Genomic DNA, 26361 nt, shown 5'->3' on the forward strand with positions numbered 1-26361 from the left:
TTAAATGAGCGTGTTAACAGTTGCTCGAAAACTGAGTTAGGTCGCAACACAACTTGTATTCCAGACCTGAAGGGGAAACACCCGACCCACACGCAGACGAACAAATTTCCTAAAACTTCAAACTCCAAGCAGCGAAAGCCAAAGCACCCCACCCAGCAATTAAAGCAGCACCTCCTAGCGGTGCAATTGCTCCTAAAGACTTCACTCCACTTAAGCTCAAAGCATACAAGCTGCCTGAGAAAATGGCAATACCAATAATAAACAGCCATCCACTCGCTAAAAGAGTAGGTGATGGTGAGTCCGTGCGAGTGAGTAACAGTGCCACTACCAAGAGTGCAAGAGCATGGTACATTTGGTAGCGAGCACCAATTTCAAAGATTTCTAGCGATCGCTCGCTGATTTTTTCTCGCAGTGCATGAGAGGCAAAAGCACCTGAAGCTACAGACAAACCTCCCAATACAGCTGCCAAGCTTAAAAAAAGTCGTGTCATACAAAGGAAACAATGTAAAGTATAGAGGATGAGGTTAAGAGCCGACAGATTCCATTGTCATCCTTTATCCTTTACCCTTCATACTATAATTTAAAGATCAAAGTGGTAAGAAATTCCTCCATCTTCACTCACCTTAAAACTAGCATTAAATATTTTTGCTTGCTCGTCTAAATATTTTCTAGCAGTTGCAGGAGGGAGTTGTGACTGCATGGCAAAGCTTAGAAGTGTAACGCGTCCGCCATTGTCCTGGAGCATTCGGTAAAAAGTCGATTGCATTTCCTCGCTAGCCTGCTGCTTGAGGACTTTTTTATCCTGCTGACTTTGACGGAACAATCCCATTGCCAGCCATACTCCCAGAATTGAGGTAGGAACACCAAAAACTAGCCCGTGCAGGGTAGTATTATCCAGTACATATATAGCTTCTTTGTTGAGAATTTCTTGTGGCTCTCCATATGGAGATGGTGGAAATGGCTTTTGCATGGAATTCTTCTGGATGGCTGCAGATGCTGATAGTGTCAAAAACATAAAGCCCAGTGAGAGCAGCCAACCCGCCGCCAATTTTTCAGCAGTCTTCATAATATCGCTGTATCTCTAAATAGAAACCTTGCTTGTGATTCTAACCTCACTTTTTGTAAATAGTTAGTAGTTAATCGTTAGTGGTTAAAATAACTAACGACTAACTACTAATGACTAACTATGACGATTCGCTTCGAGCAAGCGGGAGAAGTAGAAGCTAGTTTTCGTCATGGATTGACGTTGCACTGAAAATCCGTTACTTTCCAAAATCTTGACCACATCAGCCTCACGGTGTAAATAAGCACGAGTTGCTTTGCTAGGACCGGGAAAGAAACTGCCGATCTTCTTCAAGATACTGAGGGCAAAAGTTTTCGGTGCAAAACTGAGAATAAGTCGCGACTGCGATAAAGAACAAAGGTGAGAAATCATCTCTGCTGCTTTATCTTGAGGATAGTGAATGAGAACATCCAAGCAGATAACAGTATGGTAGCTACCACTTAAGGTTTCTAAATCCTGCACGGCAAACGTGGGGTTTTCACCCTGTCCCAAGGTATTTAGAGCCCGTTCCTTGGCTTCTTCTACCATTTTGTCAGAAATATCACTGGCATAGACCTTCGCTCCTGCTTGTGCAAGAGGAATGCTGAGACTACCTACACCACATCCAGCATCGCAGATGGACATTCCTGCTAAGTTATTGTCTGCTGTCAACCAGGATATGACTGCATCAACGGTTTGTTGATGACCGTTACGGATATCTAGCTGAACTTTGTTGACTTCGCCATCACCATAAATCCGTCTCCAACGGTCAAAGCCTGTGGAGTTAAAATAGTCTTTAACAATGGTTTTATCGTCAGTTACGTTCATGAAGTTTGGTGTTCGAGGTTTCCCAATGGATCGCGATCTCATGCCAAGCTTGGCAACGCATATGGCAACATCCTTTGCCAGGACAGTTCTTTTGAGGATTCTTTTAAGTGCCAGCGCAACAGTTGAGTCGCAGGAACGTTAGACATTATAGTCGATAAACCGATCGCACTTCTCGGTGCAACAGTCGCAAGGGCGATTGCTTTATCCACGTCACATATGTCCCACTTCACTAAGTTTTGCACGCCTGCTAACAGAGGAAGAGTTGTTCCTGATAAAGTTCCATCAAACAGTCGTGCCGTTCCCTGCTTCACTTCTATTTGGCGATTATCCCAAGGATACACCCCATCGGGTAACCCTAGAGGGGCTAGGGCGTCGCTGACAAGGAAAAGCCCGTTCCACAAGTTTTCGTGTATCTTCTGACTGGTGCGAGAAACACTAGCGCGAAGTAAAATTTGTAACATAATTGGCGATACGTGCTGACCATCGGCAATAAAACCGCACATGACATTGGGGTTGATAATTGCTGCACCTAACAATCCAGGTTCGCGATGGTGTAATGGAGGCATAACATTAAAAGCATGAGTCACCATTGTTGCGCCTGACTCAAAAGCCTTTTGTGCTTGGGCGGCTGTAGCTTGAGAATGCCCCAGACTAACGGTAATATCCAAAGAACGTAAAAACGGAATGGCTTCACCCGTGAGATCTAACTCTGGTGCTAGGGTTATAACTTTAACGATGCGAGCGCGATCGCCCAAAATCCGTTTGACTTCTTCTACACTGAGTGGTAAAAGATACTCTGCTGGGTGTGCGCCACGCTTGCCATAGTTCAAAAATGGTCCTTCTAAATGCACGCCAAGAATCTTTGCACCCACTTTTTGGTTTGCCATATACTCAGCAAAGACAGCCAGCGATCGCTGAACGTTTTCTACTGAAGTTGTAACAAGCGTCGGTAGAAAAGCATCTATACCCAAATTCCACAAAAATTGACAAATATTTGTCAGTCGGTCAGCATTTTCTGTTGAAAGGTCAGTAAACGCCAATCCTAACGCGCCGTTAATTTGTAAATCGACACCGCCTAAGGAAATCCAATCACCACCGACATCCAAAACTTGTAAATTTTCTGGTGGAACTCGTTCGAGAACTTGAGACATTGGTAAAACGTGCTCAACCATACCCCGATCGTTCACCAAGAGCATCTGTAACTCTTTGTATCCAGGTACCCTAGCGTTAATAATGTCTATCGGAGTAGCAAAGGGGTTATGCGTTACTTCAGTCATAAGATTTTGGATTTTAGATGCATGGATTTTGGATTTTTTGATTCGGAGTTGGGTATTAGTATTTCTTCCTTGTTTCCCTTGTGCCTAACCGCTTCTAAAAATCTGTACAAACCTATCCATAAGTAGATAAATATGGACAGCAACAAAAACTCTACGGTATAAGTTTTCAGCAATATCCATTAACGATCAGCGCTTGGAACTCGCCCGACTTTTACCAGTGGCTACTCGCTCGGCATAGTCCTTAACCAATGGACTCCAGTTAGAAACAGTATAATACGAGTGCCTAGACCGTATTACATCGCATTGCTTGACGAAATTATTGACTTTGACCCACCCGTGCCATACGTGTTTTCTAGAATTCATTTCCAGATAAGCGGACATGGCACGCGGTAATCTTTCACTCAAGTTCATACCTCTACGAGCAATTACAATTGCAGCAGCGATCTCACTTGAAACACCATACATTCGTGAATATTTAACTAATCCAATTAAGCTTGTAAATGCTGGATTTTTCTGGATTAGGCTAATACCACGATTACTTAAAATACTTGTCTTAAGTTCATAAAATCGGTTGTATGCCCAGCTTGATAACATTCGAGCATACTTTCTACCTTTTTCGCGTAACTCCGCTTTTTTAGATGAAAAGTCTAACTCCTCACATATAATTGGACAAGCATACTTTTTCGCTAATTCTGCAAGTTGTAAACAGACTTTAACTATTTGTCTGGTTTGTTTATTCTGAGGCAATCCCATCTGCAAAGGAATGGCACCTTTAGCTTTGAGATTACCTTGGCAATCGACATATGCCCAGCCGATAGAGCCGGGATTTATATCAATTCCGATGCATCCATATTGAATGGGTCGGCTGACACGTTCTACAGTTTTAGGTGTAAACTGAATGGCTGCAACCCATTTACCGGAAAGCTCGCCGGACAGAAGCTTCTGTCCTTTAGACTTTCCATCTTGACGATAAAAATGCCAAGTTTTAGCACCGTCATCGGGTAATCTGTTAATGTTTCTGTCAAAGTTACCAAGCTTAGTTTCAACGTACTTACCGAATTTTGGTTCTAAACAGTAAGGAACTCTGAACCGGATCTTGTCACCATCCCACTGACAAGTTTGGTTTCCAAAAGATTCATCTTTAGAACCAACTACAAAAACGTTATTTCGGGGAACAAATACTTGTAGAGGAGCATTTTTCAGATATTTTAGTTGTTGTTTTGTTTGATAAATATATCGGTTTTTATTGTGAAGAATAAACTTGAGATAACGCCAATTGGTAGATTTAAACTGTAGCGAACACGATAATGGGAATTTACAACCCATTTTTGATTTTTGCCAGTTCTTTTTAGTATAAAACTTTTGAGCGTTGAATAATCGTTTTTCAGCAGCTTTGACCCAATCAAGAGCAGATTTTAACTTGGCTTCTAACTGATTAATATGATGGAGGCGACATTTTTTAGCGGAGTCTACACGTCCAGTAGCATCAGAGATAATACCATTAGCATGGCGTTTATTGATGTTATAGGTTTTCTGTAGATAAGTGTTCCAATCAGCTTTATTAAACTTTTTTCCCGTCAGTAAATGATTAACTGTCTCACAAGTCGCTTTGTGAACTATTGGCGAATACGCTGCTAAAAACATCTCGAAGTCTGTAAAACCAAGGTTATTTAACTCGTATTCTGGTGTAGGAAGTCCTTTGCAATATGTGAGCGTAACCATTGTTCGACCTTTTTTCGTGCTATATATTAATATAGCAATACTTTGACTCGTTGTGTATGCCTTTTCAAAAAAAACATCAGTTGGGCGCAAAACCATTGAATGACACACCATTTGACCGAACACCTGTTTGTTTCAATGTCAGAGTTGGTGTCCGCGAAAAATTAAAAACCATCCCTGATTGGAAAGAACGGCTAAGAGAGTTTGTTGACCAACTTATATCAGACCTACCCAATCAAGAGTAGCAATGGGTAGAGATTGGTAGGAATTAAGTTACAGCATATTACCCTTTGTTGCTCATGATAATTTATCCTACTAAAGACAGTATGCATTATGTACGTCAATAGATGAGATGATCTTACATACAGCCTATCTAATCCCCAAGTCTAATATCCCCAATCTACGCATCTAAAATCCAAAATCCTATGACCGTTCGGTAAAACCTACCCAGAGTTGGACATAAATTGACAACTCTACCGAACGTGCAGGAACAGGATTAGACCTACGATTTTTGAGTCATGACACCAATAAATGAACGCCAGTTTATTGCTCTGTCGATTGCCATTAAGGCACGGATTAACGGTTTACAAATCCGCGTGTGGTAGTCCTAACAAGCTCTTAAATCATTTCCGAGGCAAACCTTAGTAATTAAGGATGGATACGACTATGCCTATACCTGTACAAAATGACAAAAATGTACAACTATGTCAAACAATCAAGTTACAGTTTTAAACCCCCTTGTCGGCATTATTATGGGTAGCGATTCAGACTTACCAACCATGCAAGGAGCGATCGCAATTTGTGAAGAATTTGGCGTTGTCTGCGAAGTCGCAATTGTTAGCGCTCACCGAACTCCAGAACGCATGGTGGAGTATGCTAAATCTGCACACCAACGCGGTTTGAAAGTTATTATTGCTGGTGCTGGTGGTGCTGCTCATCTTCCAGGAATGGTTGCATCTTTAACTCCGCTTCCCGTTATCGGCGTTCCCGTTCCCAGCCGTCACTTGCAAGGAGTTGATTCGCTGTACTCTATAGTACAAATGCCTGCAGGGATACCAGTTGCAACAGTTGCTATCGGTAATGCTCAAAATGCCGGTCTTTTAGCAGTACAAATTCTAGCAACCCATCAGTCGGTATTACTTGAGCAAGTGCAGCAATACCGCCAAAACTTATTGGAAACAGTTATGGCAAAGCAAGCAAAGCTAGAAAATCTTGGTTATCAAGAATATCTCGAGCAAATGCGATAAGTCGGGTACGGATTGCGCTAAGGGCGATAAGCTTCGCTTAACGGCTATACTACCGTATCGCACTCACAAGCGAGGGAGTTTGTAAAAAATGAACTCCTACAGATTTTGCTGGAGAGAAGTTTACTGCTGTCTCGTTTGAAGATTACCTAATTAAATGAACCGCAAAGGAGAAGGAAGTCAACAGAAATCTGAAAGCAAAATTAGAATTTTTTCAAAAAAAACTGTATTGAAATTTACAGAATGAAAAGAGAATTTTCATTTTGACCTTAGATTTAATTGAGAGCTTTTGACAGTCCCCGGTTAACAGTTCATAATTTTGCGAAATGAATTTTAACTATAGAGCTAGAGAGCAAACGGCAAAGCAGTAATCAGTAAATCCAAGTAAAAAGTATTAAGTGTAGAAAAATAGGAGTTCCATGAGGTAATTTTCCTAAAAAAGCCTTATAAAGCTTCTTAAAATGGTGCGCTCGAAATGGTCGGTGAGCTAACAAAGTAGCTAGTTTTCATTAGATCTCTAGATTCCTGAGTTCTTAGATAGATCGGGGTTTTGACCCATTTTTAGTCATTTCAAAAGGTATTGAGTAAAGAGTCAATAAAGCGGTCTTGACTGTTTCGCAAAATACATAATAATTTTTTAAGAATATTAGTAAAATCTGTAGAGGTAGCAACTTTAGTTTATTGACGACAAACTCATTTATTGACATACTGGTGTTCACTTAACCGCTTGAGGTCATGAAAATCAGTTAGTGTAAGCAGCCGACTTGCCCAAATGTCGAGTATCAAAAACAACTTCTACAAGCTTCAGACGTTATCCAACCTTTACTCAACGTGTTTTTACGGTATTTCTAAGGATTGGTTGAGAGCATGATGATAAAGAGCACAAACAAAAACAAATCGAGAAAAAGAAACAGGCGGCGGTTGTTACATCAGGGTAGCAGCGCACAAAATCAGCTAATTGTCAAGCAATTGAGTGCAGCTATCAAACGGTTGTCACCGAGCTGGCAAGCTTGTATTCCAGTAGCTTGCATGATTGTCCTGGCTTGGGGTTGTGCGGCGGTTGCCCAAACCCCTGCACCCGCAGGACCAACTACAGCAGACTTGAAAGTTGCTCTCGATACGCTATGGGTAGCGATCGCAGCCTTTCTAGTATTCTTCATGAACGCTGGTTTCTGTATGTTAGAAACTGGTTTCTGCCGTCAGAAAAACGCAGTTAACGTTCTTGCCAAAAACCTAATTGTATTTGCTCTTGCCACTGTTGCCTTTTGGGCAATTGGTTTTGGCTTAATGTTTGGCAATGGCAATGATTTCATCGGATTAAGTGGCTTCTTCTTACAAGGCGCAGACAACAGCCCTGCAACAGGAGATGCTTATAAGGGAGTATTTAGCGCTCTTAACTGGGCTGGTGTACCTCTTGCTGCTAAGTTTTTATTCCAACTCGTGTTTGCAGGAACAGCAGCAACCATTGTTTCAGGTGCTGTTGCCGAACGGATTAAGTTTGTTGACTTTTTAATTTTCAGCCTTTTGCTTGTAGGGGTTGCCTACGCTATTACCGGTCACTGGATTTGGGGCGGGGGCTGGCTTTACAAAAAAGGTTTCTTTGATTTTGCAGGTTCCACAGTCGTTCACTCGGTTGGTGGATGGGCTGCGTTGATGGGGGCTGCAATACTCGGACCGCGTATTGGCAAATATCAGGATGGGCAAATTGTTGCCTTACCCGGTCACAACATGAGCATTGCTACCTTGGGATGTTTAATTCTGTGGTTGGGCTGGTTTGGTTTTAACCCCGGTTCCACAATGGCTGCAGATCCCAATGCCATCACTCACATTGCTTTAACAACTAACATGGCAGGTGCTGTTGGTGGAATTGCAGCTACAGCAACAGCTTGGCTGTACTTGGGTAAACCAGACCTTTCCATGATTATTAATGGTATTCTGGCTGGTTTGGTTGCTGTCACAGCACCCTGTGCTTTCATCACTATTCCGAGTTCCTTTATCATTGGTCTTGTAGCGGGAGTTGTAGTTGTTTTTGCTGTCACCTTCTTTGACAGAATTGGTATTGATGACCCAGTAGGAGCCACCTCCGTTCACCTTGTATGTGGTGTTTGGGGGACTCTCGCAGTCGGTTTGTTTGCTGTAGGTCCCGGTAATGCAGCTTTCCCCTGGTACACAGATGGTCTTGGTCCCGCAAAAGGTTTGTTTGCTGGTGGTGGTTTGGGACAATTGGGCGTTCAGTTGCTCGGTGTCCTCACTGTTGGTGGTATGACCGTTCTTCTCAGCACAATTTTCTGGCTTGCATTGAAAGCAACTTTGGGTATCAGAGTTACTAGAGAAGAGGAAATCGAAGGCTTGGACATTGGCGAACACGGTATGGAAGCTTATAACGGATTCGTTAAAGAAGCTGGTGCAACCGGATTTACAGAAGGGAGTATTCATTCATCTGGAGTGACTCGTTCGGGAGACATACCCAATACTTTGTAGGCGTCTCCTACTCTCAAGTTGTGAGTTTCTACAGGTCTTCTATTTGATTTTAGATGGACTGAGAAAGATTTCAAAAAACAAAGCCTGCTCGAGCAGGCTTTTTATTTTTCAATCACTTTAGGACTACTCCCTTTCCGCCATAAGACTACCGATCTTCTTCTCCTCTTTCCTCTGTGTCCTCTGCGCCTCTGCGGTTCATTTAATTTTCGAAATCTTCGAGCGGGAAGGGAGTAGCCTTTCAAGATACACAAGTCTTCTCAATTGCATTCATTGCGGTTTCGATCCCCCCTAACCCCCCTTAAAAAAGGGGGGAACTTCATTCCAATTCTCCCTTTTCACGATGTTTCATCTCTTTTCTATAGATCTGTACACCACCGTAGCTTTTCAAGAAGGGGGTCTAGGGGCAATACTTGTCGGGTTTTGCCGTTTTTTCCTCCCCTGCAACCCCTGCACAAAGGTGCTTGTCTGCCGCGACAATTTTCGAGAGCCCTTGCAGTATTGGGTCTAGGGGGGATCTTCAAGGATGAGACATTGTTAACAAAACCGTATTGAGTTATAAAACCTTAAGCGACAACCTCACTCTTAAGACAGATTCTTACTGGGGATCTATTGAGATTCAATAAAAAAAACCGTGTATGTATACGGGTAAATCTTCATGAAGCGCGACGCCAGTGGTAAATTTGTTAGGAATTGGGGCTCAGAAACGAAACAACGAGTTAGCGTGTCTCTTACCAGTACAGCATGGCGATTGCTTGATGAGGAGGCTCGGTTGCGAGGGCTTTCCCGTTCCGAAACAATCGAACGCATTGCCCGCAGCTTTGGAGGTGAACCGCATCCTAATGTTAATGTTGATGGGGCGAAACAAGCTCAAAACGCTTTGCTAGAATCACAAATTATCGAGCAACAGCAAGCGATCGCACGCTTGGATCGTGAGAAACAAGATCTGTCAGCACTACTGGAAAACGCCCCAGATATTATCAGCCGAATTGATAGAAAGTTTCGCCATCTCTATGTTAGCCCTTCTATAAAACTGGCAACGGGTATTCCATCAGAGCGTTTTATTGGTAAGACCAATACCGATCTAGGAATGCCAGGGAACGTCTGTAGTATTTGGAATGACGGTTTACAGCAAGTTTTTGCAACAGGTCAGGAACAGATTATTGAATACAGTTTTCCAACTCCAAAAGGTATGCGATGGTATCAATCGCGTATCGTCCCTGAATTTGCGAGTGATGGTTCTGTGGAAACAGTCCTCAACATTGCTCGTGATGTAACTGACTACAAATATGTTGAACGGGCATTGCGAGAGAGTGAAGAGCGCCTGCAGCTATCACTGGCTGCAGCAAAGATGGTTGGATGGGACATGGATTTAAAAACCAATCGAGTGGTATGTACTCCCAATGCTTGTGAAATTTGGGGCATTCAAGAAGGTACAAAAGAAGATTTTTTTGCAGTCATTCATCCAGAAGACCGAGACCGGATGAAACAAGCAATCCAACAAGCGTTTGCTGGAGAAGCATCCTACTACAATCAAGAATACCGCACCATCAGTCCAGAGGGTGTCGTGCGCTGGCTTAACAGCCAGGGAAAAGTCTATCATGATGCGACCGGACGGGGAGTTCGCATGATTGGCGTTTCCGTCGATATTACAGAGCGCAAACAAATTGAAGCAGAGCGCGAGATGTTACGCACGCGGAGCGAACGCCTTTTAAGACAGCAGCAATTCTCGATCCAATTAAATGATGCGATTCGGACCATCCAAGACCCAAAGGAAATTATGTGGCAGGTCGTTTGTGCTACAGGAAAGCACTTCCAAGTCACACGCTGTACCTACGGTGATATCGACCCAACACAAGAATACGTCATTGTCAATCGTGACTATTGTAATGGTGTTATCAGTGTAGTAGGCAATCACCACATGAATTCCTTCGGTGTTGAAATTATTGCTGAACTCAAGCAGGGCAAAACGATCGTTGTGGATGATGTTGATGTCGATCCGCGCACGTGCGGTTCGGGTGAGGCTGCTTTTGATGCAATTCAGACGAAATCTCTTCTGTGTGTTCCCTTGGTAAAGCAAGGACGTTTTGTAGCGCTATTTGTGTTGCATCATGTTTCTCCCCGCCAGTGGACGGAGGAGGATGTGGCACTAATGGAGCAAATTGCCGAACAAACGTGGTTAGCTGTAGAGCGATCGCGAGCAGAAAAGGAATTGCGAGAAAGTGAGGCGCACCTGCAACTGGCACTGAAAGTTGGACGTATGGGAGCTTGGGACTGGGACGTGCAAACTGGTGCAATGCTTTGGTCGGAAGGGCATTTCACGGTGCTAGGGCTGCAACCCAATGAATGCCAACCCAGTTATGAGGTTTGGGCAAGCCGGGTTCATCCAGATGATTTAGCACAAACTGAGGCGAAACTTCAGCAAGCTATGCTCGACCAGAAGGAATATCACCACGAATATCGCCTGCTTTGGTTGGATGGCTCGGTACATTGGGTAGAAGCAAGAGGACAGTGTACTTATGATTCTCAGGGCAATCCCAAACATTCCATCGGAGCCGTTATTGACATCACAGGACGCAAGCAAACCGAACACGAGCGCGAAACATTGCTAGAACGCGAGCGAATTGCCCGTACTCAAGTCGAAGCAGCACAGCGTCAACTGGCAAACATTTTTGAAACTTCTCCGGTGGGAATTGGATTGTTAGACGCACAGCAGCGATTTGTTGCCATTAATGAAGCATTAGCTCAAATCAACGGACTCACACGCGAACAACACTTAGGGCATTCCATTCCAGAACTTTTTGGTCAGTCAGATCCAAAATTAGTCGAAGTCTTTTACAACATTTACACCACAGGGAACTCTTTTATCTCACCAAACTTTGCTGTAAGTGTTCCCGGACGCAGCGATCGCACCCCCGGTTACCACAACGTTTACTATCTGCCAACAATCAACTCCAACAATGAAGTAGAAGACGTTTTAGTTTATGTCGTAGACATCACAGAGCAAGTCCGGTTAGAGCAAGGTCAACGCTTTCTCTCAGAAGCAAGTACAGTTCTAGCTTCTTCCCTCGACTATCAAACTACCCTAGAGCGAGTCGCACAGCTTGCCGTACCTGAGTTAGCAGATTGGTGTACGGTGCATATAGTAGAAGAAAATGGTTGTATCGAGCAGATTGCCGTCGCTCATAACGACCCTGCCAAACTTCTCTGGGCGCACGAAATCAGACAAAAATACCCCCTCAATCCCAACGATCCTCGGGGTACTGCACTGACATTGCGAACCGGACAATCCGATATATTACCGGATATACCAGATGAGTTGCTCGTACAAGCAGCCCGCGATCCAGAACATTTGCACATTTTGCGTCAGGTTGGATTCCGCTCGGCAATGACAGTACCGTTGCGAACGCAAGACCGCATTTTAGGCGTTATTACCTTTGTAAGCTCCGAGTCCGGGCGAAGATACAATACCCGCGATTTGCAATTGGCAGAAGAACTAGCTCGCCGTGCTTCCTTAGCGATCGACAATACCCAGTTATACCGAGTCGCTCAACTCGCTCGTGACAAAGCAGAGTCGGCAAACCGGGTAAAAGACGAGTTTCTGGCGGTATTGTCTCACGAACTGCGATCGCCCCTCAATCCTATCTTGGGTTGGACAAAAATGCTGCGAAGTCATCGCTTAGATGCCACAAGAACCGAGCAAGCCTTAGAAACCATCGAACGCAACGCCAAGCTGCAAGCGCAATTGATTGAAGACTTATTGGATGTCTCGCGCATTCTACAAGGAAAAATGGCGTTAAATGTCGCACCCGTCAATTTAGCAGCCACAATCGAAGCAGCCAAAGAAACGGTACGGTTGGCTGCTGAAGCTAAGAACATTCACATCCAAACTACGCTTAAACCCATTTTAGGAACCGTTTCAGGCGATCGGAATCGACTGCAACAGGTTTTTTGGAACCTCCTGTCCAATGCTGTAAAGTTCACACCCTCTGGAGGACGGGTTGAGGTGCATCTAGAACAGGTAGGTATGTATGCTCAAATTCAAGTGAAAGACACGGGAATTGGTATCACTCCAGAGTTTTTGCCCTACGTGTTTGAGTACTTCCGCCAAGAAAACAGTACTATAACAAGACAATTCGGTGGGTTGGGATTGGGGCTGGCGATTGTTCGTCATTTCACGGAATTGCATGGAGGAACTGTTTGGGCAACCAGTCCGGGTGAGAATTTAGGAGCAACATTCGCTGTTCGGCTACCGTTAAACGCCATCGAGCAGGAGTTATCTTCTGATGAGAACCCGTCAGGAAGTACAGCACACCTTACTGGTATTGAGATCCTGGTAGTGGATGATGATGCGGATATGCGAGAGTTGGCAAAATTTATCTTGACGCAATCGGGCGCACGAGTAACGACCGTTGCTTCGGCTGTAGAAGCATTAAATTTCTTGAATCGGTTTGTTCCGGATCTGCTACTGTGTGACATTGGTATGCCAAAAATGGATGGCTACTCCCTGATTCAACATATTAGAAAGTTGTCTCCCCAACAAGGCGGAACGATTCGAGCGATCGCACTCACAGCTTATGCAGGAGAAATCAACCAACAAAAAGCTGTCGCCGCTGGATTTAATATGCATCTGTCCAAACCTTTTGAACCGGAGAATTTAGTGGAGAAAATTGTCCAACTGCTTCATCCGTTGCACCAAACAACAGACCAAAGTGATTTTATTATCTAAATGTTTGATTATATTATGAGCAAAGTTTTGTCATACCAAACACTTAATTTTGTGTCTAACTCAGGTGACTCAGTAACAAAAATTTGCAATCTTTCTATAATCTCATAACCTTTGGCTACTTGACAACTACAAGAAGAAGTATTAAATCTATAAATCTTGCTAAGATATCAAGATTTTGTAACTTTCGCTACTGTTTTAGGTATCAAAAGTTACTGAAATAAATATACTCACACAAAAAAATCACTGGTGCGCGGGAACGAAAGTAAGTGTTGAAAAAAGTGATGACGATTGGGGTTATGACCCTACTATTTCTGGGTGGACCGTTGATGGCTAACGCCGTTGCTCAAGGAACGACAACTCCACCTCCAGCCGATACAGGGTCTACAGCTTTTATGCTGATTTCAGCAGCATTGGTATTGTTGATGACGCCCGGTCTTGCGTTTTTTTATGGAGGATTTGTGCGATCGCGCAACGTTCTCAACACGCTGATGATGAGCTTCGTGCTCATGGGAATTGTGGGTGTCACCTGGATATTGTGGGGATATAGCCTATCCTTTGCACCTAATGGGTCCTTCCTGGGAAAATTCATTGGTGGGTTCCAGTGGCTGGGTTTAAATGGGGTAGGTTTTGAGACAACCGAATACGCAGCCAAAATACCCCATCAAGCATTCATGATTTACCAAGCCATGTTTGCCATTATTACCCCGGCGTTGATTTCAGGTGCGATCGCCGAGCGAATGAACTTCACGGCATACTCTTTGTTCGTCTTGTTGTGGTCAACGTTCATTTACACTCCCCTTGCCCACATGGTATGGGGTAAAGGAGGGTTCTTGGGGTTATTGGGTGGTATAGGCGCTCTTGACTTTGCAGGTGGAACAGTTGTACACATCAGTTCTGGAATTTCTGCCCTCGTTGCGGCGATTGTCCTCGGACCTCGGAAAACTTTTCCGGATCGCCTGAGCCCCCCTCACAACGTTCCCTTTATCCTGTTAGGTGCTGGTTTGTTGTGGTTTGGTTGGTTTGGCTTCAATGCAGGTAGTGCTTTAGAGGCAAATAATTTAGCAGTAGCAGCTTTTGTCAATACCAATACAAGCGCCGCCGCCGCCGCTTTAACCTGGTTGATTCTAGAAAAATCTTTGCGTGGTAAACCAACAGCAGTTGGAGCAGCCACAGGAGCAGTTGCAGGATTGGTAGGTATCACACCAGCGGCAGGGTTTGTTACACCCCTAGCATCAATCTTAATTGGTAGCATCACCACCTTTGTCTGCTTTTATGCAATCAGCTTCAAGCACAAAGTTCAAGTGGATGATGCTTTAGATACCTATCCCGTACATGGAGTCGGCGGGACAGTGGGAGCAATTTTGACAGGTGTATTTGCAACCACAACAGTCAACTCAGGAGGAAAAAACGGTTTATTGTATGGGAATCCTGGAGAATTACTGATAGAACTAGTAGCAATTGTGGTTGCATATGTTTTTGCCGGTGTTGGCACTTGGATTATTTTGAAAATTCTAGATGCCACAGTGGGTTTGCGAGTCAAAGAGGAAGAAGAATTCCAAGGTTTGGATATTAACGAACACGGTGAAGAAGGTTACAACGAAGAGTTCGGAGACCGAATTAACATTTCTCAAAAAGGATGATAAATTATGGATTATGAATTATGAATGATGGATGATGAAGTAAAAAATTTCATAATTCATCATTCATCATTCATCATTCTTAGAGTTAGCCGTGAACACTCGTGCAAAAAATCTTCCTACCTGGGCGTATCTATCGCTAGCTACCAATTGCATTTTAATCTTTGCGATCGCCCTGCTGATTGGCCGACAGCAGGAATTGGCAGCGTTTTTTAAGATCGTCTCCAACCCCAGTACGCTCGATCCAGACAGTCAATCCAAAGCTCAAGCAGCCACCTCACCCGCAGTGCCTAAATTGGGACCGCGTCACAAACTCAGTTACTGGCAATGGGTAGATGTTCTCAAACAAGAAGCCAAAGTCGCTGCTCAAAAGAACCCACAACGTTTGACAATACTTGCGGGAGATTCTCTCAGTCTGTGGTTTCCTTCCGAGTTATTACCCAAAGACAGAAATTGGCTGAATCAGGGAATTTCTGGAGAAAAAACCACAGGATTATTAAATCGATTGGATTTATTCAATGCCACCAATCCAGAGACAATTTTTGTCATGATTGGTATTAATGACCTCATTCGAGGGGTCAGTGATGAGACAATTTTAGAGAATCAGCAACAAATTGTACGTTCCTTGCGAAAGAACCATGCAACAGCGCAAATTGTAGTCCAGTCCATTTTGCCCCATGGAGTCGAACAAGTGACTTGGGAAGGCAAAGAAAAACTGCTAGCGATTCCTAACAGTCGCATTCGTCAGTTGAATCAGCAACTAGAACACTTAGCCAAAAAAGAAGGCGTAAGGTATTTGGATTTATATCCATTATTTGCTAACAGCCAAGGCAATCTGCGTCCCGAACTCAGTACTGATGGGTTACACCTAAGTCAGGAAGGTTATTTGGTTTGGAGTTCTGCTATACAGTTATATAGTCAAATAAAATTACAACAAACACCCAAAATGGCTCAACAGGTAAGCTGACATAATATTTTGTGCATCAGCTTTTGAAAATCCTTGTAAGCTCCTATTGAATTCACCTCTTTGCAAGGGAAAATAAAAAATGACAATTTAAAAGAAAAACAATGGATACCAAAGCTTTTAAACGCTCTCTACAACATTCAGAAAATTACCATCGTAAAGGGTTTGGTCACCAAGCAGAAGTCGCCACACAGTTACAGTCAGAGTATCAAAGCCATTTGATTCAGGAAATTCGCAACAGTAACTACACCCTAACTCGTGGAGATGTTACCATCCACCTAGCTCAAGCTTTTGGTTTTTGTTGGGGTGTAGAACGCGCTGTAGCAATGGCTTACGAAACCCGCACCCATTTCCCAAACGAACGCATTTGGATCACAAACGAGATTATTCACAATCCTTCTGTGAACCAACGCATGCAGGAGATGGAAGTAGAATTTATTCCTGTCGAGGGAACTAAAAAAGACTTTTCTGTTGTCGAACCGGGCGATGTTGTCATCCTACCCGCTTTTGGCGCAAGCGTTCAAGAGATGCAAATTCTTAGCGATAAGGGTTGTAAAATAGTCGATACAACTTGTCCTTGGGTGTCTAAAGTTTGGAACACTGTTGAAAAGCACAAAAAAGGCGAATACACTTCCATCATTCACGGTAAGTACAAGCACGAAGAAACAGTTGCAACCAGTTCTTTTGCTGGTAAATATTTGATAGTGCTGAATATGGGGGAAGCTGAGTATGTGACTAACTACATTCTCAACGGTGGTAACCGCGAGGAATTTTTAGCAAAATTCAATAAAGCTTGTTCTCAGGGTTTTGACCCCGATAAAGACTTAGAACAGGTGGGTATTGCCAACCAAACTACCATGCTCAAAAGTGAAACCGAGCAAATTGGAAAACTGTTTGAGCGGACTATGATGAAAAAATACGGACCTGCTGAGTTAGACAGACACTTCCAAAGCTTCAATACCATTTGTGATGCTACTCAAGAACGCCAAGATGCAATGTTGGAGTTAGTGGAACAAAAACTGGATTTAATGATAGTGATTGGTGGGTTTAATTCATCCAATACGACACAATTGCAACAAATAGCCGTTCAAAGAGGAATTGTTTCATATCATATTGACAGCGTTGCACGGCTTTTATCGGGTAATAGAATAGAACATAGAGAACTCAACGGGCAATTAGCGATCGCAGAAAATTGGTTACCTGAAGGGAAAATAGTAGTAGGAATTACCTCTGGTGCTTCTACACCGGATAAGGTGGTAGAAGATGTGATTGAAAAGATTTTTGAATTTAAGGCGATACCCGTTGTGGTGTAAAGGTAGGGCGTTGGGCATAATTCCGACGCCCATTAAAAATCTATAAATAAAAAAACCCGGTGGTGTACGCAATACCGGGTCTAATGGTTGTTGAACTTGTTTTGGTTGACCTACTTAACATAAGGTAGATCGGAAATTAGTTTTATGGAATCGTTATAAAAGAACTTTGCTAAAAATTTAAGTGAGGTTCATTCAAATTTATAGAACTTTGGATTTTGGATTGAAAAAGCCTTGCGTGTCATGAGTTTACCCCAAGCATAGCAGTCTTAAATCATTTGTCAAAATTTTCAGTACTTTAGGGTGAGCAATACCCAACACCACTTCTCCAGACGAGGGTTTGCCTGTGCGTACTTCATAAATATCTAATAGGATTGCTCTATATAGAATGTTTTGTAAGATTGGTATGATTTTTATGGTTTGCGATCGAGCAATGATATGAAAAAATTGTTAATTACAGGGGCGAGTGGTTTTTTAGGTTGGCACCTTTGCCAGTTAGCGAAGCAAGAATATGTTGTCTGCGGAACCTGCTTTTCCCACTTTGCAGACATTCCAGGTATAACCACAATAAAAGTTAACTTGACAGATTTCCAGGAGCTGAAGCAGGTTTTTAGCGATATCAAACCAACAGCAGTGATTCATACTGCAGCACTGTCTCAACCAAATTTTTGCCAAACTCATCCTCATGAATCCCATGCAATTAATGTAGAAGCCTCATGCAATATTTCCGGGCTTTGTGCGGATGCTTCTATTCCTTGTGTTTTTACCTCAACAGACCTAGTTTTTGATGGTTTAAACGCTCCTTATCGAGAAACAGATTCTGTCTCTCCTGTCAACATTTATGGAGAACATAAAGTGATGGCCGAGCAGGGTATGTTAGAGCGTTATCCTAAGACAGCTGTTTGCCGAATGCCATTGATGTTTGGTATGGAGACACCCACAGCCACAAGTTTTATACAGCCCTTTATTCAAACTCTTAAAGAAGGAAAAGATTTAAATTTGTTTATAGATGAATTTCGGACTCCAGTCAGTGCAAAAACTGCGGCAAAAGGGTTGTTATTGGCATTAGATAAAGTGCAGGGATATATTCATTTAGGAGGAAAAGAGCGAATTTCGCGATATGATTTCGGTCTAGTGATGGCAGAGGTATTTCAACTGCCAAGCAGTCAGATTAAAGCTAGCCGACAGCAAGACGTGAAAATGGCAGCCCCAAGACCTTCCGATGTTTCTTTGGATAGTTCCAAAGCTTTTGCATTGGGGTATGAACCTTTGTCTTTACGAGAAGAATTGGCTAGAGGCTAGGGCTTGTAAAACCTGATGCGATCGCTATATGTATCACAATTGTAATAAAAAGTATTGATGGAAATTGAAGACTACCACTAACACAAAGTAGCAGGGGGAGACGCAATCTGAGAGACGCGGGGCGTAGAGACACACTCCTACGCGGGGTTGCCGCCCCAAGGATCGCTGAACCCCATCTTCTATAAGTTGCTTATTTCAGTTAGGATTCAATCCCCATATGTAATATCAGAGCGCTACTAGCGTCCCACGCAAGGCGCGTATCTTCGTTGAAGGAGCGTCCAGTTGAAACTATCAACGAAATTATCGGGAAAGCAAATTCCACTAAAATAGACAAATGCTCACTCGAAAAAACAGAGGTAAAATTCATGCAAGGAATATCTAATTATATTCAAGAACTAACAAACCGCATCTTACCAATTGTAGAAAATTTATTTAAAGGCAATAGCTTTTACATGGTGAACCTAAAAAAACAAGAAAGAATTCAAGACTTAGTCAACCTTTTTGGTAACTTTTCACCTGAAGAATTTAGAGCCATCCCTAATGCTGAATTAGCACGTAGAATTGATAAGCTTCTGGCTCTAGAAGCTGTTTCCGGAACGCTCAATGACTTAACACCAGAACAAATAAAAATATTTGATGAAGCAGTGGAAGGAAGATAAATAGAGTGGCATATTTACTGGATACAAATATTGTTAGTTATCTTTTGAAAAAAAAATATAACTATAGAACAAAAGATAAAGCAGATAACTCATAGAACAAAAGATAAAGCAGATAACTCGTTTAGAAGAAGAAGTTTTTATTAGTTGCATAACCTACTATGAGATAAAAAGAGGTTTAATCGCTGTCAATGCTATAAAACAGCTAACAGGTTTGTGCGCTCGGCTGAGTACAGCTTGCGCTTCGCAAACGCGCAATCTTGATACTATGTAGTGCTTTTATACTAATAATGGTTAAAGCGGTTATGTAGCTTATATCTTACACTTGTAAAATAGACTCACTTAAAAAAATATAGTAAGCAAGTAAACAGGAACTCAAAAAATGGCTTTGACTATACCCAAACAAGTAACCTTTGAAGAATTTATAGCTTGGTATCCAGAAAATTCTAATCGCCGTTATGAACTGCATGATGGAGTAATAGTTGAAATGACACCACCAGTCGGTCCACACGAAGAAATTATAGGTTTTTTAGCTCGAAAATTAACTATTGAATTTGACAGACTAGACCTGCCCTACATTATACCTAAAACAGCCTTTATAAAACCTGAAGAAAACGAATCTGGTTACTCTCCAGATATATTACTATTAAATCGTCCTAATTTAGTAAATGAACCTTTATGGAAAAAAGAATCGACAGTGAGTCAAGTTGCATCAATCCCGCTAGTTATTGAAGTTGTAAGTACCAACTGGCAAGATGATTATTATATAAAACTTGGTAGATATGAATGGATGGGCATTCCAGAATATTGGATAGTTGACTATGCAGCACTAGGCGGAAGGAGATTTATAGGAAATCCCAAACAACCTACAATTTCTGTGTACTCCTTAGTCGATCGAGAGTATCAGGTTCTTCAATTTCGAGGTAATGACTGTATACAATCAGCAGTATTTCCAGAATTGAATTTAACAGCAAAACAAATTTTTGATTCTGCCAAATAATAGGGTAAATTATTTCATGGGAAACTTTAACTACTCCCGAATCACTATAGCAATCCTACTTCATTTATAAACACGCTTTAATTAGCCAAATTAAAAATCTGTTGTGCGGTGAGATTAAATAGTGGGAAGGTAGGAGAGACGATCGCATCATTCCCTCTAAACGTTGTTTTTATATATTCCCCATCAACCAGCTCGTGTACAAAAATAGTAGGTTGTTTGGGATAACCAATAAAATTACGCCCTCCCAAAGCAGCATAATCTACAATCCAGTATTCAGGAATACCCATGCCTTCATAATCACGGAGTTTATCGTAATAGTCGTCCTGCCAATTGGTACTAACAACTTCTACTATTAAGTTGACCGAAGTTGCATTTTGGATAATTGATTCACTTTCCCAGCGTGTCTCAGTAGCGATAGTTTCTTTATTTAAAACAATGATGTCCGGTTCGTACCCAGACTTCTCTCGGTACGGTTTTACAATCGATTCTCTGGGTATTGTCCAAATATCCCCTTTCCCCATCTCTCTAATAGCTATAAGTAATCTTTCAGCCAGAGAACCCGTCAAATTTGAATGCTTCCCTTTAGGTTTTGGCATCTCCACAATGACTCCATCGTGCAATTCGTACCGGAATTCTGACTTTTCTGGATACCATTCGATAAATTCATCAAAGGTATATAACTTTACTTCGGTTTCTGCTTGAGCTTGGGTCATAGTTACAACCGCCACATAAGATATTTGACTTTAACACCCATAGAAAATCAACGCTCAACGTGCATCTGCGTTCATCTGCGGTAGGTAATTCATTTTTTGAACTTTTGCAATCAGCTCATTAATCCGCGCCAAATCCCCATCAATCAGCCCTTTGTAACTGAGCTACTTTAGGATCGATAATTTTTTGACCCAAGTTAGCAAATTTAATGGCTAATGAAACCTTACTGTTAGAGCCAAAGATGTGAGTAATTTCTCCAATACCAAAGGTTTTGTGAAAAACTCGATCGCCCACCTGCCAATTTTCTGTCACGCCTTTTTTCCCACGGGCTGCACTCTGCTGTAGGTTAGCACTTGCACGTTGAATATAAGCCATTTGACTTTTGCGTTGAGACGCCATAAGTTCTTCTGGCAATTCATCTAAAAATTGCGATCGCAGAGCAGGTTCCCTAGATCCATACAGACGGCGTTCTCTCGCATGGGTTAAATACAACCGTTCTTTAGCGCGAGTAATTCCGACATAACACAGACGGCGTTCTTCTTCTAATGCTGCGGGATCGTTCATGGAACGGTAATTGGGAAATAACCCTTGTTCCAAACCCACCAAAAACACCACGGGGAATTCCAGACCTTTAGAAGCGTGTAAAGTCAGCAAAGAAACTGCCGTTTCTCCTTCTTTTAAATTATCTAAATCGGAACTCAAAGCCGTACTTGAAAGGAACGATTGCAGCGTTACATCATCGTTTTCTTCTTGAAATTGCAGTACAGCATTGAACAATTCTTGGACGTTTTGCACCCTATCTTCTGCTTCATCTGTCCCTTGCGACATCAAATCTTGGATGTAACCCGAACTGTCAAGTACTCCTCGTACAACTTCTGAAACAGGAACTTTATCTAATTGTTCTTGCCATTGACGAATCAAATCCGCAAAGCCATTGACGGCTTTGGCAGAACGTCCGGCTAATGTATTGACTGATGTCTCATCGCTCAGTATTTCCCACAAGGTTGTGCCTAATTCCTGAGATGCTTTGATGAGTGAATCTACCGTAGCTTTTCCAATACCGCGTCGGGGAGTGTTGATAACTCGTAATAAACTCACAGTATCCGCCGGGTTTGCGATCGCTCGCAAGTAAGCCAAGACATCCTTAATTTCTTTGCGATCGTAAAACTTAATTCCTCCCACCACAGTGTAAGGAATATTATTCCGAACCAGTAACTCTTCAAACGGGCGTGATTGAGCGTTGGTTCGGTAAAGAACAGCAAAACTACCCCAGTTCAACTCCGGGTGTTGATGTTCCAAAGTCTGAATTTGATTGATGACAAAGTGAGCTTCTACAAGTTCATCATCCGCTTTGTGACAATAAATTTCTTCTCCCGCACCACGTGTAGGTCTGAGGACTTTATCAATTCTTTGGGTATTGTTCTCAATCAGGTGGTTTGCTGCTTGTAAGATATTTTCACAAGAGCGATAGTTTTCTTCTAGCTTAACCATTGTCCTGGTGTCTTCATCTGGTAAGCCATCGCCAAAATCTTGCTGAAATTCCAACAAAATGGTAAAGTCAGCCATCCTAAAGGAATAAATGGACTGATCCGCATCACCGACTACAAACACGGAACGGTTTGTCCAGTCCCATTCACTCTTTTTCGGTTCCCCGTTGGTTGCTAATAAGCGAATTAAATTGTACTGAGTCCGGTTAGTATCTTGATACTCATCTACCAAAATATGGCGAAATTTGTTGTGCCAATAACCCAAAACTTGCTCGTTCTGCTCAAACAATTTTACAGGGACTAAGATGAGGTCATCAAAATCAAGGGCGTTATTTTCTGCAAGTCGATTTTGATAAGAAGTATAAACCTCTGCAATCACCCGTCCCCGGTAATTAGGTTGTTCTCTTTCAAATTCTTGAGGTGATAGACCCTGATTTTTAGCATTACTGATAGCATAGCGGACAGAACGAGGTTCAAATTTCTTATCATCTAGGTTCAGTTGTTTAGTCACAATGTCTTTGATAAGACTTTGAACATCAGACTCGTCAAAGATAGAAAAATTCTGCGTCCACCGCCGTCCTTTTTCATCTTCATATTTTGCAATATCAAAGCGAAGAATCCGCGAACATAAACTGTGGAAGGTACCGCACCATAAGTGTTTAACGGTTTTTTTCCAAACTTTTGACTCGAGTTTTGTTTGTTCGTATTCTGGTAGCAAGTCAAACCGTTCGCCGTGTTCCGTCATAGCCAGCTGTTCGGCGAACAGCTTCTTAATCCGTTCTTTCATCTCTCGTGCGGCTTTGTTCGTGAAGGTAACCGACAAGATATTCTCCGGATCGACACGGTGATGGGAAATGAGGTTTGCAATGCGATAAGTCAGCGCTCGTGTTTTGCCAGAACCCGCACCAGCAACAACTAGTAAGGGACCGCAAAAATGTTCAACAGCGCGGCGTTGACTGGGATTGAGGTGACTGAGAAAGTCAGTTGTTGACATGGGATAACAGTGACAAGCGATCGGTGACCAGTGACCAGTTAATGGTTACATTAATAAATAGTAGCTCCTACGAAGGCTACTCAATCCAAACGATGCTCGGTTAAAAGTTAACGTCGGCGAATCGCGGTTAAAATTCCCGAACCTATCGACAGCAGCACTAAACCCCAAATTGCTTCTTTGGGAATGTTCTTGACAACTCCAAAAGCTTGTAGGAGAAGAATGATAGCTAAAATTACTAATAAAATACCAGTAATATATAAGAAAATACTGACACCAAGGCTCGGCGGTCTAGTCACAAACTTTACTCCTCACATCCAAAATACAAGTATTTATGTATCCACTTTTTAATGCAATCTAGATATTAACGTACTTACGAGTTTTCCTTTATAAAATTCCTGAAACTCATCGAAGGTATTGTCAATAACTGCTTGTGCCAAAAGCTGTTTCAAAAATTTAAAATCATAATTTTTATTTAGATCTGCTATTGACTTTGAAAGTAATTCTCCAAATCGTACACGTAAAACTATCATTGACTGAAGTCAAACTTTTCTCCTTTGCTGTTGCTTGTCTACAATCTCCATTGCCAATGAATATAATTCTCAGACAACGCTCACCATTCTACATAAAATTGTGGATAAAAAGCTGGCTGTCGCCGTTGCAATGTATTTGTTAGAACTTGCTCAAGCGAATGTAACCCTGAATGTTTTTGCCCCCATGTCGGTAGAAAATTCCCGATTGGTTCATGACATTGCCTTCGGCTGAAACCACCCCTTGTGATTTAACGTCTACCACAATACCTATATGGTCTAGCTCTACGTTCTCAAGCAAGCAATTAAACAAAACAATGTCACCTGGTAGTGCTTTAAAACCAGCAGTGTTAGCTGAATAATAGAACTGATTCTCGGGTAAGCTTGCCCAATCATACCAAACTCTCACAATTCCTAACGTTGAACGGTGGGATGCGATCGGTTTTACAGGAAATGAAAATCCTGCTTGAAGACAGCAATAGTAAACAAAAGCACAGCACCAATCAAATCCAATAGTTTTATCAGAGTATTTTGTTGTGCTATCAATCCTGTTAAAGGCATTTCGGAAGACATTAAGATATTTTTCAATCTCTAACCCTGCTTTGTTTTCATCTCCTCGTAATTTGAGTTGTCCCTCCTGAAGAGCTACTTTAGCAAGCAATGCTCGTTTTTCCTCATAACTTTCCGTCATAAGCTTTAAAACGTTGACCTAAAATAACGGGAGCCTACATTAGCAAACAGCAAAAAATTCTAAAGCTTTTTTGTCATAAACACGCTATTTGGATCGTCAGTATATCCAACGAAAGGACCTCGATACTCAAACCCGTATTTTATGTACAAAGCTCTTGCGGGAGCAAACTCAGGCGAAGACCCTGTTTCCAAATACAGGCAATCGTAAGCACGCTGTTTGGCTTCTTGAATGATGTGTTCGAGAATCTTTGAGGCGACACCTTGATTGCGGTAAGCTTTGGTAGTACGCATGGATTTGACTTCACCGCTTGTTGAGTCTAGTTCTTTGAGCGCCCCACATCCGAGTAATTCCGATCCTTCCCAAGCCGACCAGAAAGTAATATCTGGAGATCTCAATGCCTCTAAATCAAGAGCATGAACGCTTTCAGGTGGCGTAATCTCATACATATTTTCGAGATGTTCTTGGAGAAACTCAACAATCTTTTTACCTGTCAAATCATCTTCGCGAATTTGCAATCAACTCATCTCCTTAATTTGGTAAGAAATTTTACTTTGTGAATGTTTCCGGGGACCTGCGTTTGGGTTAAAAGTTTTTATCAGTCTATCGCGATCTTCACCTCTATTTACAGAAACTCCTCCCTTAATTTCTTAAGTACTCCCAAACTGCGGGAGCATCCCAATTTGGAAAAAATATCAAGTGATTGGAAATCACGGCTACACAAACGAAGTCCCTCCGGGTTCGCCAGTTGCCTACGGCGGGAAACCCGCCTGCAGCACTGGACTCACCGCCTACGCGGACTAGTGCATAGCCTGCGGAGGCAGGCTTTGTTTGTATAGCACCAGAATTCTATTCTGAGGGCAATGTGCCAAATTGGGATGCTCCCCGAACTGCCAAAAAATTATATATAGAAGTAGGCTAGTTCCTAGCCTACCTACCGATCGCCGATCGCTATTCTTCCCGCAACAACCAAAAACCCGTGTAAGTCACACCAGAATCATCAGGTTGCACAACTAAAAAATGCAGTCCTCGACTTTGTTGCTTCCGTTGCGTAAAAACTCTAGCTGCGTTTGTAACTTCTTTATCTTCAAATGTAGCAACAACCCACCGATCGACTAAACCAGCTTCTAACACCAATCCATCAGGTGTACCAGCAATGTAATTCAAGCTTATGGGATTGGCTTGTTGCAACCACCGTGCTAAACGCATGGATTGTCGTCCACCATAGATAACCACGCCAGGAATGGGTACTGTTGATGCCAAACCTAAATTGAGGGGTTGTAAATGCTCTGGCATTTCTAAAACGGGGATGGGACGATCGCTAAATGCATCTACGATTTCACCTGCAACGAGTGATGCAAAACGCCATTGTTCTCCCCATAAATTTTCTGGTAATGGTGCGGGAGGTGGTTTGTCCAAAACTACAGGATACTGCTTTTGTTGCAACCACTGTTTTAATGCAAGAGTGTGGCGAGTTGCTTCTACTGTAATCCCCAAACTCTTTCCCGCTTGTTCGAGTATGCTGAGAGATTGGGGGCGAAAAACTTGAATGACGTTTGGCAGTTTTTCTCCGGCTGCTTGCTGAAGTTGAGAAGCAACCCAACTCGAGTTTGCTTGTGCTTGCGGACAAGTGGCTTCATATTCAAAGTCGCGATGCAAATCGCAAATCAGCACATACCATAAAACTTGTCCGGATGCATCTGGCTGGGGACATCGGTAGAAATCAGCTTGCCAAATTTTCATACACAAAGTTATTCCTACAATGCCA

Annotated in this window: 21 protein-coding genes; 10 read left to right on the plus strand and 11 right to left on the minus strand. The window is 42.5% G+C overall.

Translation table 11 applies throughout. From position 1 onward, the window contains the following. Window positions 1-109: 109 nt before the first annotated feature. The 5 genes from HC643_RS19280 to HC643_RS19300 all read right to left on the minus strand — a co-directional run bounded on the left by HC643_RS19280 (window position 110) and on the right by HC643_RS19300 (window position 4869). A complete protein-coding gene (locus tag HC643_RS19280) occupies window positions 110-490 on the minus strand; it encodes a DUF423 domain-containing protein (RefSeq protein WP_050045962.1) in 381 nt (126 codons plus the stop codon). A gap of 90 nt (window positions 491-580) precedes the next feature. Further along, entirely contained in the window at window positions 581-1066 is a 486-nt protein-coding gene (locus tag HC643_RS19285; protein ID WP_038081483.1) for a hypothetical protein, read from the minus strand. A gap of 114 nt (window positions 1067-1180) precedes the next feature. Next, entirely contained in the window at window positions 1181-1870 is a 690-nt protein-coding gene (gene bchM, locus HC643_RS19290) for a magnesium protoporphyrin IX methyltransferase (protein ID WP_038081480.1), read from the minus strand. Window positions 1871-1908: 38 nt separating this feature from the next. Beyond that, the gene (gene nagA / locus HC643_RS19295) at window positions 1909-3147 is read right to left on the minus strand and encodes an N-acetylglucosamine-6-phosphate deacetylase (RefSeq protein ID WP_038081477.1); all 1239 of its coding nucleotides are present in this window, start codon (window positions 3145-3147) and stop codon (window positions 1909-1911) included. A gap of 186 nt (window positions 3148-3333) precedes the next feature. Beyond that, window positions 3334-4869, minus strand: coding sequence for a hypothetical protein (locus HC643_RS19300; RefSeq protein ID WP_038081476.1), 1536 nt, complete (start codon window positions 4867-4869; stop codon window positions 3334-3336). A gap of 56 nt (window positions 4870-4925) precedes the next feature. On the opposite strand from HC643_RS19300, the gene HC643_RS19305 reads away from it, so the two are divergent. From HC643_RS19305 to HC643_RS19350, 10 genes are all read left to right on the plus strand, one after another. Next, the gene (locus HC643_RS19305) at window positions 4926-5111 is read left to right on the plus strand and encodes a hypothetical protein (protein ID WP_038081475.1); all 186 of its coding nucleotides are present in this window, start codon (window positions 4926-4928) and stop codon (window positions 5109-5111) included. A 459-nt stretch (window positions 5112-5570) separates the two neighbouring features. Continuing rightward, complete coding sequence (gene purE, locus HC643_RS19310) at window positions 5571-6113, plus strand: 5-(carboxyamino)imidazole ribonucleotide mutase (protein WP_038081474.1); 543 nt, start codon at window positions 5571-5573, stop codon at window positions 6111-6113. An 867-nt stretch (window positions 6114-6980) separates the two neighbouring features. Then, complete coding sequence (locus tag HC643_RS19315; protein WP_038081514.1) at window positions 6981-8591, plus strand: ammonium transporter; 1611 nt, start codon at window positions 6981-6983, stop codon at window positions 8589-8591. Between the two features lie 655 nt (window positions 8592-9246). After that, complete coding sequence (locus tag HC643_RS19320) at window positions 9247-13317, plus strand: PAS domain S-box protein (protein WP_038081472.1); 4071 nt, start codon at window positions 9247-9249, stop codon at window positions 13315-13317. A 281-nt stretch (window positions 13318-13598) separates the two neighbouring features. Next, window positions 13599-14957 (plus strand): ammonium transporter, encoded by a 1359-nt coding sequence (locus tag HC643_RS19325; protein WP_272899751.1) that lies wholly within the window; start codon window positions 13599-13601, stop codon window positions 14955-14957. Window positions 14958-15048: 91 nt separating this feature from the next. Then, the gene (locus HC643_RS19330; protein ID WP_038081467.1) at window positions 15049-15921 is read left to right on the plus strand and encodes an SGNH/GDSL hydrolase family protein; all 873 of its coding nucleotides are present in this window, start codon (window positions 15049-15051) and stop codon (window positions 15919-15921) included. A 101-nt stretch (window positions 15922-16022) separates the two neighbouring features. Next, complete coding sequence (locus HC643_RS19335) at window positions 16023-17231, plus strand: 4-hydroxy-3-methylbut-2-enyl diphosphate reductase (RefSeq protein ID WP_038081465.1); 1209 nt, start codon at window positions 16023-16025, stop codon at window positions 17229-17231. Window positions 17232-17666: 435 nt separating this feature from the next. After that, entirely contained in the window at window positions 17667-18530 is an 864-nt protein-coding gene (locus HC643_RS19340; RefSeq protein ID WP_038081464.1) for an SDR family oxidoreductase, read from the plus strand. Between the two features lie 365 nt (window positions 18531-18895). Then, window positions 18896-19189: a hypothetical protein gene (locus HC643_RS19345; protein ID WP_038081512.1), complete on the plus strand. Its 294-nt coding sequence runs from the start codon at window positions 18896-18898 to the stop codon at window positions 19187-19189. Between the two features lie 379 nt (window positions 19190-19568). Continuing rightward, complete coding sequence (locus HC643_RS19350; protein WP_038081463.1) at window positions 19569-20186, plus strand: Uma2 family endonuclease; 618 nt, start codon at window positions 19569-19571, stop codon at window positions 20184-20186. Between the two features lie 77 nt (window positions 20187-20263). Here the strand turns inward: HC643_RS19350 and HC643_RS19355 are convergent, their stop codons facing one another. The 6 genes from HC643_RS19355 to HC643_RS19380 all read right to left on the minus strand — a co-directional run bounded on the left by HC643_RS19355 (window position 20264) and on the right by HC643_RS19380 (window position 26336). Further along, window positions 20264-20899: a Uma2 family endonuclease gene (locus HC643_RS19355; protein WP_038081461.1), complete on the minus strand. Its 636-nt coding sequence runs from the start codon at window positions 20897-20899 to the stop codon at window positions 20264-20266. Window positions 20900-21038: 139 nt separating this feature from the next. Next, window positions 21039-23378 (minus strand): DNA helicase PcrA, encoded by a 2340-nt coding sequence (gene pcrA, locus HC643_RS19360; RefSeq protein ID WP_038081459.1) that lies wholly within the window; start codon window positions 23376-23378, stop codon window positions 21039-21041. A gap of 107 nt (window positions 23379-23485) precedes the next feature. After that, window positions 23486-23674, minus strand: a complete 189-nt coding sequence (locus tag HC643_RS19365; RefSeq protein WP_050045963.1) for a hypothetical protein — start codon at window positions 23672-23674, stop codon at window positions 23486-23488. Between the two features lie 373 nt (window positions 23675-24047). Continuing rightward, a complete protein-coding gene (locus tag HC643_RS19370; RefSeq protein WP_050045964.1) occupies window positions 24048-24596 on the minus strand; it encodes a CHAP domain-containing protein in 549 nt (182 codons plus the stop codon). Between the two features lie 59 nt (window positions 24597-24655). Next, window positions 24656-25111: a GNAT family N-acetyltransferase gene (locus HC643_RS19375; RefSeq protein WP_038081456.1), complete on the minus strand. Its 456-nt coding sequence runs from the start codon at window positions 25109-25111 to the stop codon at window positions 24656-24658. 433 nt (window positions 25112-25544) lie between these two features. Continuing rightward, on the minus strand, window positions 25545-26336 hold the full coding sequence (locus tag HC643_RS19380) for a Tab2/Atab2 family RNA-binding protein (RefSeq protein WP_038081454.1): 792 nt from the start codon (window positions 26334-26336) through the stop codon (window positions 25545-25547). Window positions 26337-26361 lie beyond the last annotated feature (25 nt).

This window comes from Tolypothrix bouteillei VB521301, assembly GCF_000760695.4.
Classification (GTDB): domain Bacteria; phylum Cyanobacteriota; class Cyanobacteriia; order Cyanobacteriales; family Nostocaceae; genus Scytonema; species Scytonema bouteillei_A.